Genomic DNA, 15829 nt, shown 5'->3' with positions numbered 1-15829 from the left:
TGACTCAATAGGGGTTCCGCGGATCGCGGGACTCCGACAGGGTGGATTGGCTGCGGGTGACCAGCGCCTCGATCGCATCGGCCAGGTGAACCTCGGCGATGTTGTAATCCCCCCGCGCCACGCGCAGGCGATGCGCCTCGATCATGACATCGGCATGGGTGCAGCCCACCGGCGGCTCGAAGCGATAGCAGGCCAGCTCGATCAGCAGGCCCATCGGATCCTTGAAATAGATCGAATCCATGAACCCGCGGTCCTTGGGCCCGGAATGGCCGATGCCGCGTTCTTCCAGCCGTTCGACGGCCTGGGAAAACGTGGCCCGCGAGACGTTGAAGGCCAGGTGATGCACGCAGCCTGGTTCGGTCGGCGTGCGGCGCCGGTCGGGCCGGCGGCTTTCGTTGGTGAACACGGTGATCAGCCGGCCGTCACCGGGATCGAAATACAGGTGGCCTTCGTCGGGATCATCCAGGTTGGGCTGGTCAAAGACAAAGGGCATGCCCAGAACGCCTTCCCAGAAATCGATCGACGTCTGCCGGTCGGCGCCGGTCAGCGTGATGTGGTGAACCCCCTGCACCTGCAGCTTGCGCATCCTGATCGTCTCCTCGGTCGTGTCGCCCGGGAAATCTAGCAGCCCCTGCCGAAAAGGCGAGGGCCGGCCCGCTTGCGCGGCACCGGCCCCCGAATGTCTGACCCTGTCATGGCGCCTTAGCTGGCGGCCTTGGCCGCGCGCTTGCGCTCATGAGGGTCGAGGTAGCGCTTGCGCAGGCGCACGGCGTTCGGCGTGACCTCGACCAGCTCGTCATCGTCGATATAGGCGATGGCTTCTTCCAGCGACATGGTCACGGGCGTGGTCAGGCGCACGGCGTCATCGGTGCCCGAGGCCCGCACGTTGGTCAGCTTCTTGCCCTTGAGCGGGTTCACTTCCAGGTCGTTGTCGCGCGAATGCTCGCCGATGATCATGCCGGTGTAGACGTCGGCCTGCGCGCCGATGAACATCTTGCCGCGTTCTTCGAGGTTCCACAGGGCATAGGCCACGGACTGGCCGTTTTCCATCGAGATCAGAACGCCTGCGCGGCGGCCCGGGATGGCGCCCTTGTGCGGGGCCCAGTCGTGGAACACGCGGTTCAGCACGCCGGTGCCGCGGGTGTCGGTCAGGAATTCGCCGTGATAGCCGATCAGCCCGCGCGAGGGCACATGGGCGATGATCCGGGTCTTGCCCGCGCCGGCGGGGCGCATTTCGACCAGCTCACCCTTGCGTACGCCGGTCAGCTTTTCGATGACAGTGCCGGAATATTCGTCGTCGACGTCGACGGTGACTTCCTCGATGGGCTCCAGCCGCTGGCCGTCTTCCTCGCGCAGCAGAACCTGCGGGCGCGAGATCGACAGTTCAAAGCCTTCGCGGCGCATGTTCTCGACCAGAACGCCCATCTGCAGTTCGCCACGGCCGGCAACCTCGAAGGCCTCGCCGCCGGGGGTGTCGGTGACGCGGATGGCCACGTTCTGCTCGGCTTCCTTCATCAGCCGGTCGCGGATGACCCGGCTTTGGACCTTCTTGCCGTCACGCCCGGCCAGCGGGCTGTCGTTGATGCCGAAGGTCACGGTGATGGTCGGCGGGTCGATCGGCTGCGAGGGCAGGGCGTCGGACACGTCGGGCGACACGATGCTGTCGGCCACGGTGGCCTTGGCCATGCCGGCCAGCGAAACGATGTCACCGGCTTCGGCCACGTCGATGGGCTGTTGCGACAGGCCGCGGAAGGCCAGGATCTTCGAGGCCCGGAAGGTCTCGATCTGGGTGCCGTCGCGCGACAGGGCCTTGACCGTGTCGCCGGTCTTGAGCGTGCCGCTTTCGACACGGCCGGTCAGGATGCGGCCCAGGAACGGGTCGGCGCCCAGGGTCGTGGCCAGCATGCGGAACGGGTCGGCTTTGCGGGCGGCCTGTTTCGGCTCGGGGACATGGCGCACGACCAGGTCGAAAAGCGCGTCGAGGTTCTCATGCGGATCGTCCAGGTCGGCCACGGCCCAGCCCGACCGGCCCGAGGCGTAGAGCACCGGGAAATCCAGCTGGTCGTCATCGGCGCCCAGGTTGGCAAAGAGATCAAAGACCTCGTCGAGCGCGCGGTCGGGCTCGGCATCGGGCTTGTCGACCTTGTTCAGCACGACGATCGGGCGCAGGCCCAGGGCCAGCGCCTTGGAGGTCACGAACTTGGTCTGGGGCATCGGCCCTTCGGCCGCGTCGACCAGCAGGACGACGCCGTCGACCATCGACAGGATCCGCTCGACCTCGCCGCCGAAATCGGCGTGGCCGGGGGTGTCGACGATGTTGATCCGCTTGTCCTTCCATTCGACCGACGTGGCCTTGGCCAGAATGGTGATGCCGCGTTCACGTTCGAGATCGTTGGAATCCATCGCCCGCTCGGCCACCGCCTGGTTTTCGCGGAAGGCGCCGGATTGCTTGAGCAGTTCGTCGACAAGCGTGGTCTTGCCATGGTCGACGTGTGCAATGATTGCGATATTTCGCAGGTCCATGAGGGTACCTCTGTCCGGGAGTTGCCGCGCCCATAGCCCGCCGCAGCGCAGAAGGCCAGTGTTAATTCGCCCTGCCGGGCCGGAGGACCCTCCGTCAGGGCCCGGGCGCTGGGTTCAATGGCCGGTGCTGGCCGAAAACAGGTGGATGACGAGGATGCCGGCGATGATCAGGCCCAGCCCGGCCAGGGCCGGGAGGTCGAGCTTTTGTCCGAAGACGACATAGCCGATGCCGGCGATCAGCACGATGCCCAGGCCCGACCAGATGGCATAGACGATGCCCACGGGCATCACGCGCAGGGTCAGTGCCATGAAGTAGAACGCCCCGGCATAGCCCAGCACGACCAGGATCGACGGGCCGAGGCGGGTGAATTGCTGGCTGGCCTGCAGGGCGCTGGTGCCGATGGTTTCGCACAGGACGGCAATGAAGAGATGGATGTAATGCATGGGGCGCTCGGGCGAGGGTGGAACTGTCGCCACGTCAGGGCGGGGCGTGGCGGCGATGGGCAACAAACTGTCCTGTCGGGGCAAGACCTGGCTTTGTCTTCCGTGAAAATCAGGCCGAAGACAAGGGAGCGGATCGGCCCGGCGTCGTCACGGCCCCTGCGGCCCGGGCGTACGCCTGCCGGACGGAGAAGACCGCCTCGTCGCTCCGGCCCTGCGCCGCTGCCGCCTGTCCGCGGCGGGGCCGGCCCGGTCCCTGGTCGACTGACCCAAAACTGTACTCACGGACTTGGGGGCGCTTTCGGGCGCCCCCCTTTTCGCGTCAGGTGGCGATGTAACGGTCGCGGCGGTGGTTGAAGGTGATGACCAGGTTCAGCACCACGGCGCCCAGCAGCGACCAGCCGACGACGTCGAGCGGGAAGAGCAGGGCGGCGACGGCAAAGATCACGCCATCAACCATCAGCTGGACGTAACCGGCCTTGAAGCCCGTGCTATCCTGGACATAAAGCGCGACCACGCCCAGCCCGCCAAGCGAGCCGTTGTGGCGGAACATGGCGAGCAGCCCGATGCCGACGGTGGTGCCGAAGGCCAGGACGGCCAGCAGCGGATCGAGCCGGTCAAAGCCCAGGCCCAGCGGCATGACATCGGTCAGGACCGACAGGAGCGTGACGGAAATCAGCGACTTGACGGTGAATTCCAGGCCCAGGCGTTTCCAGGCAAAGAAGTAGAACGGCAGGTTGATGACAAAGAAGACCGTGCCGAAGGAATAGCCGGTCAGATAGCTGATTATGACGGCCACGCCGGCGGTCTGGCCGGTGATCAGCCCGGCCGTGGTCAGGAATTGCATGCCCAGCGAGCACAGGAACAGGCCGATACCCAGCCCTTGGAAATCGTCCAGCAGGGAATGGTCGACGGTGGCGGGGCGGTCATTGTGCATGCGCAGAAGATTGGGCAGGATTGCTGACCTGTCAAGCCCTGCCGTGACGCCCGGGCGTCAAGGGCCGGCGTGGTGGGGCGTCGGTTGGGTAACGGCCGCAACGTCCGGGCGGTCGGGGCATGCAACTGCGGAGTGACCATGGCGGGCACGCCCTTGGATCAGGCATTTCGGACGCGGCCAGGACCCGTGCATCAGGCATGGTTCGGGCAGACAAGGCCCGCGATCGGGGCGCCGTGGGGTGGAGGCAAGCTGTTGGTCACGCGGCGCTGGGGCGGCGATGAACACACGCGTCGGGCCTCGCCGTGGGGGGGCTTGGTCCGTGGCGCCGCTGTCGCGGTGGCGAAAGGAGATCATGGGCAGGCAGCGCAGGCGTAGAGAGCTTGCCTGTGTCCGGCCTCACCGGGGGGCAATGTGTCCAACAGCGCCGCCCTGTGGATGGCAAGCGGCCCCAGTATAATTGTTCGCCATTGGGTCACTCGACACGGGGACAAGTTCGTCCATCGGGCAGGCAGCGCCGAGGCAAACACGGACTCCGGCCATGTAACAAAAACGGACCTTGGTCAGACATTGCTCGCCAAAATCGGCCCCTGATCGCGCGGCGCCCGGGTGGTGGGGGCCCGTGCGCCAGGCGGCACGGCAGCGAACTCGGACCCCGGGACAATACTCGGCCGGGTCGGCCCCCGGATCACACAGCGTCAGGCAAACACGTCCAGCTTGGCCTTTTCCAGGTAGGCGGTCAGCGTGACGGCGTTGAAATTGGCCTTCATCATGGCGATCCCGTTGACGCAGATGTTGGCCACCTGGTCCTTGGACCTGTGCTGCTTGATCAGCGCGTCCAGCTGCTTTTTCAAGGCCTTGTCCTTGGGCGCGGCGGCCAGTTCCTTTTGCTTGGCCGCGATGTCGAGTTCCAGGGCCATCAGCTCGGCCACCAGCCGGCCGGTCTTGTCGATCTCGTCATTCATGGCCTTCTGCAGCTTGGGCAGTGCCTTGTTGATGTCGGTCAGCTTCTTCAGCCCATCCTCGCCATCGGCCAGCTCTGCCCGGACCCGTTTCAGCAGGGGCCCGGCCCAGCTGGCGGTCTGGGCCAGCGTGTCGATGATCTTTTGCGACTTGGGGTTCAGCTTGCCGTATTCGGCCGAATCCTTGGGCCAGCTCTTGGTCAGCTTGGAGGGTCTGAAGGTCATGATGGTATCCACGGGGTTGATATCGGGGCCAATTCTGCCCCGTCCCGCGGATACCGTCAGTGATGCAGATCACTCAGCCACCAAGCGCCTTGTTGAGGTTCTCGTCGACCTTTTCCAGGAAGCCCATGGTCGTCAGCCAGCCCTGGTCGGGGCCGACCAGCAGGGCGAGATCCTTGGTCATGAACCCGTCCTCGACCGTGTTGACCACGGTGGTTTCCAGCGTCTTGGCAAAGGACATCAGCGCGATGTTCTCATCCAGCTTGGCCCGGTGCTTGAGCGCGCCGGTCCAGGCGTAGATCGAGGCGATCGAGTTGGTCGATGTCGATTTGCCTTCCTGGTGCTGGCGGTAATGGCGGGTCACGGTGCCATGGGCGGCCTCGGCCTCGACGATCTTGCCATCCGGCGTCATCAGCTGCGAGGTCATCAGGCCGAGCGAGCCAAAGCCCTGGGCCACGGTGTCGGATTGCACGTCGCCATCGTAGTTCTTGCAGGCCCAGACGAACTTGCCGTTCCATTTCAGCGCACAGGCGACCATGTCGTCGATCAGCCGGTGCTCGTACCAGATGCCCTTGGCCTTGAACTGCTCTTCGAACTCTTCCTCGTAGACCTTCTGGAACAGGTCCTTGAAACGGCCGTCATAAGCCTTGAGGATGGTGTTCTTGGTCGACAGGTAGACCGGCCAGCCCAGCGACAGGCCATAGTTCAGCGAGGCCCGGGCGAAATCGATGATCGACTGGTCGAGGTTGTACATGGCCTGGTAGACCCCGGCGGACGGCGCGTCATAGACGACCTTCTCGATCACCGTGCCATCCTCGCCTTCGAATTTCATCGTCAGCTGGCCCTTGCCGGGGAAGTGGAAATCGGTGGCCTTGTACTGGTCGCCAAAGGCATGGCGGCCGACGACGATGGGCTGGGTCCAGCCCGGGACAAGACGGGGCACGTTCTTGCAGATGATCGGCTGGCGAAAAACCACGCCGCCCAGGATGTTGCGGATCGTGCCATTGGGGCTGCGCCACATCTGTTTCAGGCCGAATTCCTCGACCCGGGCCTCGTCGGGGGTGATCGTGGCGCATTTCACGCCGACGCCGATCTCCTTGATCTTTTCGGCGGCGTCGATGGTGATCTGGTCGTTGGTGCGGTCGCGTTCCTCGATGCCGAGGTCGTAATACAGCAGGTCGAGGTCGAGATACGGCAGGATCAGCTTGTCCTTGATGAACTGCCAGATGATGCGCGTCATCTCGTCCCCGTCCATCTCGACGACGGGGTTATCCACCTTGATCTTGGTCATGAGCCTGGTCCCTTCGGCTTTTGGGGAATCATGGGGTGTGGGCGGTGTAGCGCAGTAATCATGACCATGCGGTAATGTATACGGTTGTATACTGATTTGTCGCAGGTGTGATCGCGGGTTTCGGCTTGAATTTGGGCAGGGGGCCGCCGATGCGCCCGTGATGTGACATCACCCGGGCGCCCTTTTCTGAAACGGGCCGCCGGCGGTGAGGTCATGGAGGGATACTTGAGAAGAGAAAGAAGCAGCAGTTGTGGCTTCTTTCTCTTTCCAAATATCCAGGCGGCCGGCCCACACGGGCGGGCCGCTAGCCCTGGGGCGCCGTGCCTTGCCCCGCGCGGTATTCGGCCAGGCGACGGTCGAGAAAGACCCGCGCCTGGCGTTCGGTCAGGCGGATGCGGACCTCGGTGAGAAAGGCCTCTTCCAGCGACTGGGACGAGGCCGAGATGACCTGGGCGACTTCGGTGAAGAACCGGTCGTCGCCCATTTCCGTCATGGCCTTGACCACGTCGTCGGCCAGCTGCGAGGCGAGGCGGACGAGCGTGTCGGACATCAGCGGGTGGTCTCCGTCAGGCGCCGCTTGACGTAATCGGTCACGTTGGTCATCAGCGTGTCCATGTGCGGTTCCTTGAAGAAGTGATCCGCACCCTCAACCTCGGTATGGGTGATCGTGATACCCTTCTGCTCGTGCAGCTTACCGACGAGCGACGTGGTATCGGCCGGCGGCGCGACACGGTCGGCGGTGCCGTTGATGATCAGGCCCGAGGACGGGCAGGGCGCGAGGAACGAGAAATCGTACATGTTGGCCGGCGGCGAGACCGAGATGAACCCGGTGATCTCGGGCCGGCGCATCAGCAGCTGCATGCCGATCCAGGCGCCGAAGGAGAACCCGGCGACCCAGCAATGCTTGGAATTGTTGTTCATCGACTGCAGGTAGTCGAGCGCCGAAGCGGCATCGGACAATTCGCCGATGCCCTGGTCATACTCGCCCTGGCTGCGCCCCACGCCGCGGAAGTTGAACCGCAGCACGGTGAACCCCATGTTGTAGAACGCGTAATGCAGGTTGTAGACGACCTTGTTGTTCATCGTGCCGCCGAACTGCGGATGCGGGTGCAGCACGATCGCGATGGGGGCGTCTTTTTCTTTCTGCGGGTGGTAGCGGCCTTCCAGGCGGCCTTCGGGTCCGGGAAAAATGACCTCGGGCATAAAGTGCGGCGTCTCCTGACTTATGCTTCTTCTTGTGCCGACAATTTGTTGACGGAATCGCTCAGGGCATTAAGAGGCTGTCTGACTCGGGCGAACGTCGCGGCGCTGGCTTTGCCTGCACTTATGCGTTCGGACGCCGCGCGTCAATCTTGCTGTTGTCCAGACCGGAGCGGAGGGTATTCAAGGTGAAGCTGTCGACAAAGGGGCGCTATGCAATGGTGGCGCTGGCGGATATTGCCCTGCAACCGGCCGAGGACCTGGTGACGCTGAGCGCGATCGCGCAGCGCCAGAAGATCTCGCTGCCATATCTGGAACAGCTGTTCGTCAAGCTGCGGCGGGCCGACCTGGTCGAATCCGTGCGCGGGCCGGGCGGGGGCTATCGCTTGGCGCGGTCGGCTTCGGACATCCGCGTGGTCGATGTGCTCAGCGCCGTCGACGAGACGGTCGATGCGATGCACAAGGGCGCGGGCGCCTCGGGCGGGTCGTCGGGCAGCCGGGCGCAATCGCTGACCAACCGGCTGTGGGAAGGGCTGTCGGCCCATGTCTACGTGTTCCTGCACCAGACCCGGCTGTCGGATGTGATCGCCAATGACCTTGCACCTTGCCCGGCGGTGCCCAATCTCTTTGACGTGGTCGACGCCGACTGAGGGCCGATTGCCGGTTTGACCCCGGCGCCGTGACGGGTACATGGAGCGCCCGGCCGATGCGGCCGGGGTCCTGGCGCCAGGTGGCGGCCGGGGCGACAGGCGGGGGCGTGATCGGGGCAGGGTCGGAAAGGACCCAGTCGGATCGGGACACGCCGCATCAGGACTGGCTCGGCCAGGAAAGGACAAGCTTCGTGAAACCCCGGGTCTATCTCGACTGGAATGCCACGGCGCCGCTGCGGCCCGAGGCGCGCGATGCCATGATCGCGGCGATGGACCTGGCCGGCAATCCGTCCTCTGTCCATGCCGAGGGCCGGGCGGCCAAGGGCCTGGTCGAACGGGCCCGGGCCCAGGTGGCCACGGCCTTTGGCGCCGACGGGGCTGACGTGGTCTTTACCTCGGGCGCAACGGAGGCCGCCGCGCTGGCCTGTGCGGGGCGCGAGCTGATGGGCGCGCCGGTCGAACATGATGCCGTGCGGGCCTGGGTCAGCGACACGCTGGCCGTGGGGGCGGATGGCCAGGTGGCGGTCGATGATCCTGGCCGCTCGGTTCTGCAGCTGGCCAATTCGGAAACCGGCATCGTGCAGCATCTGCCCCAGGGCCTGGCCGTGACGGATGCCACCCAGGGATTCGGCAAGCTGCCCGTGGCCTTCAACTGGCTGGGCGCCGGCATGGCCCTGATTTCGGCCCACAAGCTGGGCGGACCCAAGGGCATCGGCGCTCTGGTCATGCCCCGTGGCACCGATCTGAAGGCGCGCATCCTGGGTGGCGGGCAAGAGATGGGCCGCCGGTCGGGAACCGAAAATGTCATTGGAATCGCGGGGTTCGGGGCCGCAGCTGAAGCTGCTGCGCGGGATCTGGCCGGGGGTGTCTGGGACCGTGTTTCTGGAATTAGAAATATTCTAGAAAAAGCTATTGAGGCCCGCGCCAAATCAACTATTTTTGTCGGGAAAGACGCCGAGCGACTGCCCAACACGTCCTGCATGATTGCACCGGGATGGAAGGGCGAGACCCAGGTGATGGCCATGGACCTTGCCGGTTTCGCGATTTCGGCGGGCTCGGCCTGTTCCAGCGGCAAGGTGCGGGCCAGCCAGGTGCTGACCGCGATGGGATACGACGCCGAACTGGCGGGGGCCGCGGTGCGCATCAGCATCGGGCCCGACACGACGGAAGACCAGGTGCTGCGCTTCGCCGAAGCGTGGTGCCGCGGATATGAACGGCACCTCTCGCGGGGTGCGTAAGGCAGACGATGCGCCGGGATGGCGCCAGATCGGAGGGTAGTATGGCCGCATTGGACCAGAAGCCGATGGAAACAAAGGTCAAGGACGGGGTCGACCAGGATACGGTGGATGCCGTCCGCGAGGTCAGCACCTACAAGTACGGCTGGGATACCGATATCGAGATGGAATATGCGCCGAAGGGGCTGAGCCCCGACATCGTGCGCCTGATCTCGGAGAAGAACGGTGAACCGGAATGGATGACCGACTGGCGGCTGGCGGCCTATGAACGCTGGGTCCAGCTGAAAGAGCCGGACTGGGCGATGGTCAACTATCCCCGGATCGATTTCCAGGACCAGTATTACTATGCCCGCCCCAAGAGCATGGAAACCAAGCCCAAATCGCTGGACGAGGTCGATCCCAAGCTGCTGGCGACCTATGAAAAGCTGGGCATCCCGCTGAAGGAACAGATGATCCTGGCGGGCGTCGAAGGCGCCGAGGACGCGCCGGCGGAGGGCCGCAAGGTGGCCGTGGACGCGGTGTTCGATTCGGTTTCCGTGGGCACGACCTTCCAGAAGGAACTGCAGAAGGCCGGCGTGATCTTCTGCTCGATCTCGGAAGCGATCCGCGAGCATCCCGAGCTGGTGAAAAAATACCTCGGCTCGGTCGTGCCGGTGTCGGACAACTTCTATGCGACGCTGAATTCGGCCGTCTTCTCGGACGGGTCGTTTGTCTACGTGCCGCCGGGCGTGCGCTGCCCGATGGAGCTGTCGACCTATTTCCGGATCAACGCCGAGAACACGGGCCAGTTCGAACGCACGCTGATCATCGCCGACAAGGGCTCTTACGTGTCCTACCTGGAAGGCTGCACCGCGCCCCAGCGCGACACGGCCCAGCTGCATGCGGCCGTTGTCGAGATCATCATCGAGGAAGACGCCGAGGTGAAATATTCCACGGTGCAGAACTGGTTCCCGGGCGACGAGGAAGGCAAGGGCGGCATCTACAACTTTGTCACCAAGCGCGCCGATTGCCGGGGCGACCGGGCCAAGGTGATGTGGACGCAGGTGGAAACCGGCTCGGCCGTGACCTGGAAATACCCGTCCTGCATCCTGCGCGGCGATGACAGCCAGGGCGAGTTCTATTCGATCGCCATCACCAACAACCACCAGCAGGCCGATACGGGCACCAAGATGGTGCACCTGGGCAAGAACACCAAGTCGCGCATCGTGTCCAAGGGCATCAGCGCGGGCTTTGCCCAGAACACCTATCGGGGGCTGGTGTCTATGCATCCCAAGGCCAAGAATTCGCGCAATTACACCCAGTGCGACAGCCTGCTGATCGGTGACAAATGCGGGGCCCACACGGTGCCCTATATCGAGGTGAAGAACAATTCGTCGCGCGTCGAGCACGAGGCCACGACGTCGAAGGTCGACGATGACCAGATGTTCTATTGCCGCCAGCGGGGCATGGACGAGGAAGAGGCCGTGGCCCTGATCGTCAACGGCTTTGCCAAGGAAGTGCTGCAGGCGCTGCCGATGGAATTTGCCATGGAAGCCCAGCAGCTGGTTGCCATCTCGCTGGAAGGGTCTGTCGGGTAAGGCCAAAAATCTTCGAAGATTTTTGTCAAATTTCTTCGAAGAAATTTGGGCGCCGGATGTCGAGGGAGACGCGTCATGATCGTGACCACCACGCCGTCGGTCGAGGGCTACCAGATCGCCGAGTACAAGGGCATCGTGGCCGGCGAGGCGATCCTGGGGGCCAATGTGTTCCGGGATCTCTTTGCCGGGATCACCGACATCATCGGGGGGCGCTCGGGCGCCTATGAAAAAGAGCTGGGCCGGGCGCGCGAGGTTGCGCTGGCCGAGCTGGAAGAACGCGCGATCGGGTTGGGCGCCAATGCCGTTGTCGGCGTCGACCTGGATTACGAAGTCATCAACAACATGCTGATGGTCAGTGCCTCGGGCACGGCCGTCGTGCTGGGCTGAGGCCCCAAGGAAGGGTAAAAACATGCTGGAAATCAAGAACCTGCACGTCAAACTTGAAGAAGAGGACAAGCAGATCCTCAAGGGCGTCAACCTGAGCGTCGAAGCCGGCAAGGTGCATGCGATCATGGGGCCGAACGGGTCGGGCAAATCGACCCTGTCTTACGTGCTGTCGGGTCGCGACGGCTATGAGGTGACCGATGGCGCGGCGTCGCTCGACGGCGAGGACCTGCTGGAACTGGAACCCGAGGAACGCGCGGCCGCCGGTCTCTTCCTGGCGTTCCAGTACCCGGTCGAGATCCCCGGCGTGGGCAACATGACCTTCCTGCGCACGGCCGTGAACGCGCAGCGCAAGGCCCGTGGCGAAGAGGAAATGAGCGCGACCGACTTCCTGAAGATGGTGCGCGAGAAGGCCAAGGATCTGCAGATCGACGCCGAGATGCTCAAGCGCCCGGTCAACGTGGGCTTTTCGGGCGGCGAGAAGAAGCGCAACGAGATCCTGCAGATGGCCGTGCTTGAGCCCAAGATGTGCATCCTGGACGAAACCGATTCCGGCCTGGACGTGGACGCGATGAAACTGGTGTCGGACGGCGTGAACGCGCTGCGCGACGCGGGCCGGGGCTTTCTGGTGATCACCCATTACCAGCGGCTGCTGGACCACATCAAACCCGACGTCGTGCACATCATGGCCGACGGCCGCATCGTCAAGACCGGTGGCCCCGAGCTGGCGCTCGAGGTCGAGAACAACGGCTATGCGGACATCCTGGCGGAGGTGGCCTGATGGCATTGCCGCAACCCAAAGCCGACCTGACCGAAGCCCGGCTGGCCGGGCTGACGCTGACCGAGACCGGCTGGACCGGCGCGGCCCGGCGCGATGCCCTGGCGCGGCTGCGCCAGATGGGCCTGCCGACGGCGCGGGACGAATACTGGAAATTCACCCGGCCCGAAACGCTGACCCAGCCCGCGGCGCCTGCCGCCGCGGTCTTTGACAGCTCGGACACGCCGATCTTCGATGACCTGGACCGGATCAAGGTGGTCTTTGTCGATGGTGTCTTCGATGCCGCGGCGTCCGATGACCTGGCGCTGGACGGTGTGACGATCGAACGCCTGGCCGATGCGGCCGGGGCCGATATCCACTGGGCCACCGAGCTTTACGGCACGCTGGAAGCCAAGGGCCAGACCCCGGTGCAACGCCCGCTGGCGGCGCTGAACACGGCCTTTGCGACCGACGGCCTGCTGATCCATGTGACCGGCAAGCCGGCCAAGCCGATCCACCTGGTGCATATCCATGGCGACGATGCGTCGGATGCGATCCTGCACAACGTGATCAAGGTCGATGCCGGGGCCGAGGCCACGATCCTGGAAAGCGGCCCGGCCGCGGCGCGGTTCAACGGCTGCACCGAGATCGACATCGCCGATGGCGCCACGCTGCACCACGTGCGCATGCAGGGCCGCGATCACGAACGCCGGGCGGCAACGCATATGTTCACCCGGCTGGGCGAGAGCTCGGTCTACAAGTCCTTCACCCTGACGGTGAACGGCGTGCTGACGCGCAACGAGCAGGTGGTCGAGCTGACCGGTGACGAGGCCGTGGCCCACGTGGCCGGCGCCTGTGTCGGTGACGGTGATTTCCACCATGACGACACGGTGTTCATCACCCATGACGCGGTGGATTGCGAAAGCCGGCAGGTCTTCAAGAAGGTGCTGCGCAACGGTGCGACCGGCGTGTTCCAGGGCAAGATCCTGGTCCAGCCCGGGGCCCAGAAGACGGATGGCTACCAGATCAGCCAATCGCTGCTGCTGGACGGGGACAGCCAGTTCCTGGCCAAGCCGGAGCTTGAGATCTATGCCGATGACGTGGCCTGTTCGCATGGCTCGACCTCGGGGGCGATCGACGAGGAAGGGCTGTTCTACCTGCGCTCGCGCGGGGTGCCCGAACGCGAGGCGACCAACCTGCTGACGCTCGCCTTCCTGGCCGAGGCCGTGGAAGAGATCGAGGACGAGGCACTGGGCGAGCAGATCGTTGCGCGCCTGGAAGGGTGGCTGTCGCGGCGCGGCTGAGATGGCGGTGACAACGGACATCGCGGCCATGTATCGCCGCCCGCGCCCGGTGATTGCGCGGCTCCTGGACATGGGGCCGCGCGAGGACCGGGCGCTGGTGTTTCTCATGCTGTTCTGCGTGCTGGCCTTCGTGGCCCAGCTGCCGCGCCTGTCGCGCGAGGCCTTCCTGGGCGACCAGGAGCTGAACATGCTGATGAGCGGGGCGCTGCTGGGCTGGATCTTCATCGCGCCGCTGGTCTTTTATGCGGTCGCGGCGCTGTCGCACCTGGTGGCGCGGATCTTTGGCGGCAAGGGTGGCTGGCATGGCGCGCGGGTCGTGCTGTTCTGGGCGCTGCTGGCCTCGGCGCCGGTCATGCTGTTGCATGGGCTGGTGGCCGGGTTCATCGGCCCGGGTGCGGCGCAGACGCTTGTCGGCATCCTGTGGCTTGCCGTTCTGGGCTGGTTCTGGTTCACGGGGCTGGCACTGGCGGAGCGTAGGGTACAATGAACGGACAGGATTGGGGGGCACTGGCCCTTGTGACGGTGAAAGACCCGGCCCAGGCGGCCCGGCAGGTGATGGGCCTGGGCATCCCGCGCGAGGCGCTGTGGCTGGTGCTGGCGGTGATCTCGGCGCTGAACACGATCCTGCTGTTCGGCCCGGCCGTGCTGGCCGGCCTGCCGGTGCTGCTGCCCGGCGCGCTGGCCCAGCCGGTGCCCTATTTCCTGCTGGTGGCCGTGGGCCTGGCGGTGATGATCTGGGTGCTGCACTGGATCGGCACCAAGATGGGCGGCAGCGGGTCGTTCGACGACGTGGCCGCGGTGATGATCTGGATGCAGGCCCTGCGGGTGGCCGTGCAGCTGGTGTCGGTGGTGCTGCAGTTCCTCTTCCCGTTCTTTGCCCTCGTGCTGTCGGTGGTCGTGGGCGTCTACAGCCTGTTCATCCTTCTGCATTTCATCGACCAGGCCCTGCGGCTGGGGTCGCTGGCCCGGTCGGCCGGCGTGCTGATCGCGTCGATCCTGGCGCTGGCCCTGGCCATGACCCTGCTGCTGACGCTGGTCGGCGGCCCGATGGGAGACCCGATACCCAATGTATGATGTCGCGCGCATCCGCCAAGATTTCCCGATCCTCGCCCGCGAGGTGAACGGCAAGCCGCTGGTCTACCTGGACAATGGCGCCTCGGCCCAGAAGCCCAAGGTGGTCATCGACGCGGTGACCCGGGCCTACGAGATGGAATATGCCAATGTCCACCGGGGCCTGCATTTCCTGTCGAACCTGGCGACCGAGAAATACGAAGGCGTGCGGGGCATCATCGCGCGGTTCCTGAACGCCGGGTCCGAGGACGAGATCGTGATGAACTCGGGCACGACCGAGGGCATCAACACGGTGGCCTATGGCTGGGCCATGCCGCGGATGGAGCCGGGCGACGAGATCGTGCTGTCGGTGATGGAGCACCATGCCAATATCGTGCCCTGGCATTTCCTGCGCGAACGCCAGGGCGTGGTTCTGAAATGGGTCGATACGGATGCCACCGGCCATCTGGACCCGCAGAAGGTGATCGAGGCGATCGGGCCGCGCACCAGGCTGGTGGCGATCACCCAGCTGTCGAACGTTCTGGGCACGCGGGTGGACGTCAAGGCGATCTGCGCGGCGGCCCGGGAAAAGGGCGTGGCGGTGCTGGTCGACGGCAGCCAGGGCGCGGTGCACATGCCGGTCGACGTGCAGGACATTGGCTGTGATTTCTATGCGATCACGGGGCACAAGCTCTATGGCCCGTCGGGCTCGGGGGCGATCTATATCCGCAAGGAGCGGATGGCCGAGATGCGGCCCTTCATGGGCGGTGGCGACATGATCCGCGACGTGTCCAAGGAGGCTGTGAGCTATGCCGATCCGCCGATGAAATTCGAGGCCGGCACGCCGGGCATCGTGCAGATGATCGGGCTGGGCGTGGCGCTGGATTACCTGATGGAGCTGGGCATGGAGAATGTCGCGGCCCACGAGGACAGGCTGCGCGATTACGCGCGCCAGAGGCTGGACGGGCTGAACTGGCTGCAGGTGCAGGGCACGACGCGTGACAAGGCGGCGATCTTTTCGTTCACGCTGGACGGGGCGGGCCATGCCCATGACGTGTCGACGATCCTGGACAAGAAGGGCGTGGCGGTGCGGGCGGGCCATCACTGCGCCGGGCCGCTGATGGATCACCTTGGGGTCACGGCGACCTGCCGGGCGTCCTTTGGGCTGTACAACACCGAAGGTGAGGTGGACGCGCTGGTCGATGCGCTGGAGCTGGCCCACGAGCTTTTCGCCTGAACGACCTGGCGGTCGTCGCCTGCGGCGGCGGTATTTTCACCAAGAAGAAGACAGGGCTGGGC

The 15829-nt window shown here is 64.9% G+C and carries 17 protein-coding genes; 9 read left to right on the top strand and 8 right to left on the bottom strand.

Annotated features, from left to right (window positions below):
• Positions 1 to 4: 4 nt before the first annotated feature.
• The 8 genes from ACK3BB_RS14250 to ACK3BB_RS14215 form a co-directional block, all read right to left on the bottom strand.
• Positions 5 to 586 carry a VOC family protein gene (locus ACK3BB_RS14250; protein ID WP_428925306.1) on the bottom strand — a complete coding sequence of 194 codons (582 nt, stop codon included), beginning with the start codon at positions 584 to 586 and terminating at the stop codon, positions 5 to 7.
• A gap of 116 nt (positions 587 to 702) precedes the next feature.
• Positions 703 to 2523: a translational GTPase TypA gene (gene typA, locus ACK3BB_RS14245; RefSeq protein WP_428925305.1), complete on the bottom strand. Its 1821-nt coding sequence runs from the start codon at positions 2521 to 2523 to the stop codon at positions 703 to 705.
• A gap of 114 nt (positions 2524 to 2637) precedes the next feature.
• A complete protein-coding gene (locus ACK3BB_RS14240) occupies positions 2638 to 2967 on the bottom strand; it encodes a DMT family transporter (RefSeq protein WP_428925304.1) in 330 nt (109 codons plus the stop codon).
• Positions 2968 to 3286: 319 nt separating this feature from the next.
• Positions 3287 to 3901 carry a YitT family protein gene (locus tag ACK3BB_RS14235; protein ID WP_428925303.1) on the bottom strand — a complete coding sequence of 205 codons (615 nt, stop codon included), beginning with the start codon at positions 3899 to 3901 and terminating at the stop codon, positions 3287 to 3289.
• A gap of 695 nt (positions 3902 to 4596) precedes the next feature.
• Positions 4597 to 5085 carry a hypothetical protein gene (locus ACK3BB_RS14230; RefSeq protein WP_428925302.1) on the bottom strand — a complete coding sequence of 163 codons (489 nt, stop codon included), beginning with the start codon at positions 5083 to 5085 and terminating at the stop codon, positions 4597 to 4599.
• 73 nt (positions 5086 to 5158) lie between these two features.
• Entirely contained in the window at positions 5159 to 6373 is a 1215-nt protein-coding gene (locus ACK3BB_RS14225) for an NADP-dependent isocitrate dehydrogenase (protein ID WP_428925301.1), read from the bottom strand.
• Positions 6374 to 6677: 304 nt separating this feature from the next.
• A complete protein-coding gene (locus tag ACK3BB_RS14220; protein ID WP_428925300.1) occupies positions 6678 to 6923 on the bottom strand; it encodes a hypothetical protein in 246 nt (81 codons plus the stop codon).
• The gene (locus tag ACK3BB_RS14215; protein ID WP_088647857.1) at positions 6923 to 7576 is read right to left on the bottom strand and encodes an alpha/beta hydrolase; all 654 of its coding nucleotides are present in this window, start codon (positions 7574 to 7576) and stop codon (positions 6923 to 6925) included. The genes ACK3BB_RS14220 and ACK3BB_RS14215 overlap by 1 nt, the downstream gene beginning before the upstream one ends.
• A gap of 185 nt (positions 7577 to 7761) precedes the next feature.
• Between ACK3BB_RS14215 and ACK3BB_RS14210 the strand changes: the two genes are divergently transcribed.
• From ACK3BB_RS14210 to ACK3BB_RS14170, 9 genes are all read left to right on the top strand, one after another.
• Positions 7762 to 8223: an Rrf2 family transcriptional regulator gene (locus ACK3BB_RS14210; protein WP_428925299.1), complete on the top strand. Its 462-nt coding sequence runs from the start codon at positions 7762 to 7764 to the stop codon at positions 8221 to 8223.
• 191 nt (positions 8224 to 8414) lie between these two features.
• Positions 8415 to 9461 carry a cysteine desulfurase family protein gene (locus ACK3BB_RS14205; protein WP_428925298.1) on the top strand — a complete coding sequence of 349 codons (1047 nt, stop codon included), beginning with the start codon at positions 8415 to 8417 and terminating at the stop codon, positions 9459 to 9461.
• A 41-nt stretch (positions 9462 to 9502) separates the two neighbouring features.
• Entirely contained in the window at positions 9503 to 11035 is a 1533-nt protein-coding gene (gene sufB / locus ACK3BB_RS14200; protein WP_428925297.1) for a Fe-S cluster assembly protein SufB, read from the top strand.
• A gap of 75 nt (positions 11036 to 11110) precedes the next feature.
• Positions 11111 to 11422: a heavy metal-binding domain-containing protein gene (locus ACK3BB_RS14195; protein WP_428925296.1), complete on the top strand. Its 312-nt coding sequence runs from the start codon at positions 11111 to 11113 to the stop codon at positions 11420 to 11422.
• Between the two features lie 22 nt (positions 11423 to 11444).
• Positions 11445 to 12200 (top strand): Fe-S cluster assembly ATPase SufC, encoded by a 756-nt coding sequence (sufC, locus tag ACK3BB_RS14190; RefSeq protein ID WP_428925295.1) that lies wholly within the window; start codon positions 11445 to 11447, stop codon positions 12198 to 12200.
• Positions 12200 to 13480, top strand: a complete 1281-nt coding sequence (sufD, locus tag ACK3BB_RS14185; RefSeq protein ID WP_428925294.1) for a Fe-S cluster assembly protein SufD — start codon at positions 12200 to 12202, stop codon at positions 13478 to 13480. The genes sufC and sufD overlap by 1 nt, the downstream gene beginning before the upstream one ends.
• Position 13481: 1 nt before the next feature.
• Positions 13482 to 13967 (top strand): YIP1 family protein, encoded by a 486-nt coding sequence (locus ACK3BB_RS14180; protein ID WP_428925293.1) that lies wholly within the window; start codon positions 13482 to 13484, stop codon positions 13965 to 13967.
• Positions 13964 to 14554: a Yip1 family protein gene (locus ACK3BB_RS14175; protein ID WP_428925292.1), complete on the top strand. Its 591-nt coding sequence runs from the start codon at positions 13964 to 13966 to the stop codon at positions 14552 to 14554. Before ACK3BB_RS14180 ends, ACK3BB_RS14175 begins: the two co-directional genes overlap by 4 nt.
• Positions 14547 to 15767 carry a cysteine desulfurase gene (locus ACK3BB_RS14170; protein WP_428925291.1) on the top strand — a complete coding sequence of 407 codons (1221 nt, stop codon included), beginning with the start codon at positions 14547 to 14549 and terminating at the stop codon, positions 15765 to 15767. Before ACK3BB_RS14175 ends, ACK3BB_RS14170 begins: the two co-directional genes overlap by 8 nt.
• The last annotated feature ends 62 nt before the right edge of the window (positions 15768 to 15829 follow it).

Origin of the sequence: Marinibacterium sp. SX1, from assembly GCF_050389775.1 — a bacterium.
GTDB lineage: Bacteria > Pseudomonadota > Alphaproteobacteria > Rhodobacterales > Rhodobacteraceae > Marinibacterium.
This window is presented reverse-complemented; position numbering and strand designations above follow the sequence as displayed.

Bases quoted from the DNA above. Each gene is read 5' to 3' on its own strand.
- ACK3BB_RS14220 (WP_428925300.1), bottom strand. From the start codon at position 6,923: ATGTCCGACACGCTCGTCCGCCTCGCCTCGCAGCTGGCCGACGACGTG.
- sufC (WP_428925295.1), top strand. From the start codon at position 11,445: ATGCTGGAAATCAAGAACCTGCACGTCAAACTTGAAGAAGAGGACAAG.
- ACK3BB_RS14230 (WP_428925302.1), bottom strand. From the start codon at position 5,085: ATGACCTTCAGACCCTCCAAGCTGACCAAGAGCTGGCCCAAGGATTCG.
- ACK3BB_RS14175 (WP_428925292.1), top strand. From the start codon at position 13,964: ATGAACGGACAGGATTGGGGGGCACTGGCCCTTGTGACGGTGAAAGAC.
- ACK3BB_RS14170 (WP_428925291.1), top strand. From the start codon at position 14,547: ATGTATGATGTCGCGCGCATCCGCCAAGATTTCCCGATCCTCGCCCGC.
- typA (WP_428925305.1), bottom strand. From the start codon at position 2,523: ATGGACCTGCGAAATATCGCAATCATTGCACACGTCGACCATGGCAAG.
- ACK3BB_RS14250 (WP_428925306.1), bottom strand. From the start codon at position 586: ATGCGCAAGCTGCAGGTGCAGGGGGTTCACCACATCACGCTGACCGGC.
- ACK3BB_RS14215 (WP_088647857.1), bottom strand. From the start codon at position 7,576: ATGCCCGAGGTCATTTTTCCCGGACCCGAAGGCCGCCTGGAAGGCCGC.
- ACK3BB_RS14225 (WP_428925301.1), bottom strand. From the start codon at position 6,373: ATGACCAAGATCAAGGTGGATAACCCCGTCGTCGAGATGGACGGGGAC.
- sufD (WP_428925294.1), top strand. From the start codon at position 12,200: ATGGCATTGCCGCAACCCAAAGCCGACCTGACCGAAGCCCGGCTGGCC.
- ACK3BB_RS14195 (WP_428925296.1), top strand. From the start codon at position 11,111: ATGATCGTGACCACCACGCCGTCGGTCGAGGGCTACCAGATCGCCGAG.
- sufB (WP_428925297.1), top strand. From the start codon at position 9,503: ATGGCCGCATTGGACCAGAAGCCGATGGAAACAAAGGTCAAGGACGGG.
- ACK3BB_RS14240 (WP_428925304.1), bottom strand. From the start codon at position 2,967: ATGCATTACATCCATCTCTTCATTGCCGTCCTGTGCGAAACCATCGGC.
- ACK3BB_RS14235 (WP_428925303.1), bottom strand. From the start codon at position 3,901: ATGCACAATGACCGCCCCGCCACCGTCGACCATTCCCTGCTGGACGAT.
- ACK3BB_RS14180 (WP_428925293.1), top strand. From the start codon at position 13,482: ATGGCGGTGACAACGGACATCGCGGCCATGTATCGCCGCCCGCGCCCG.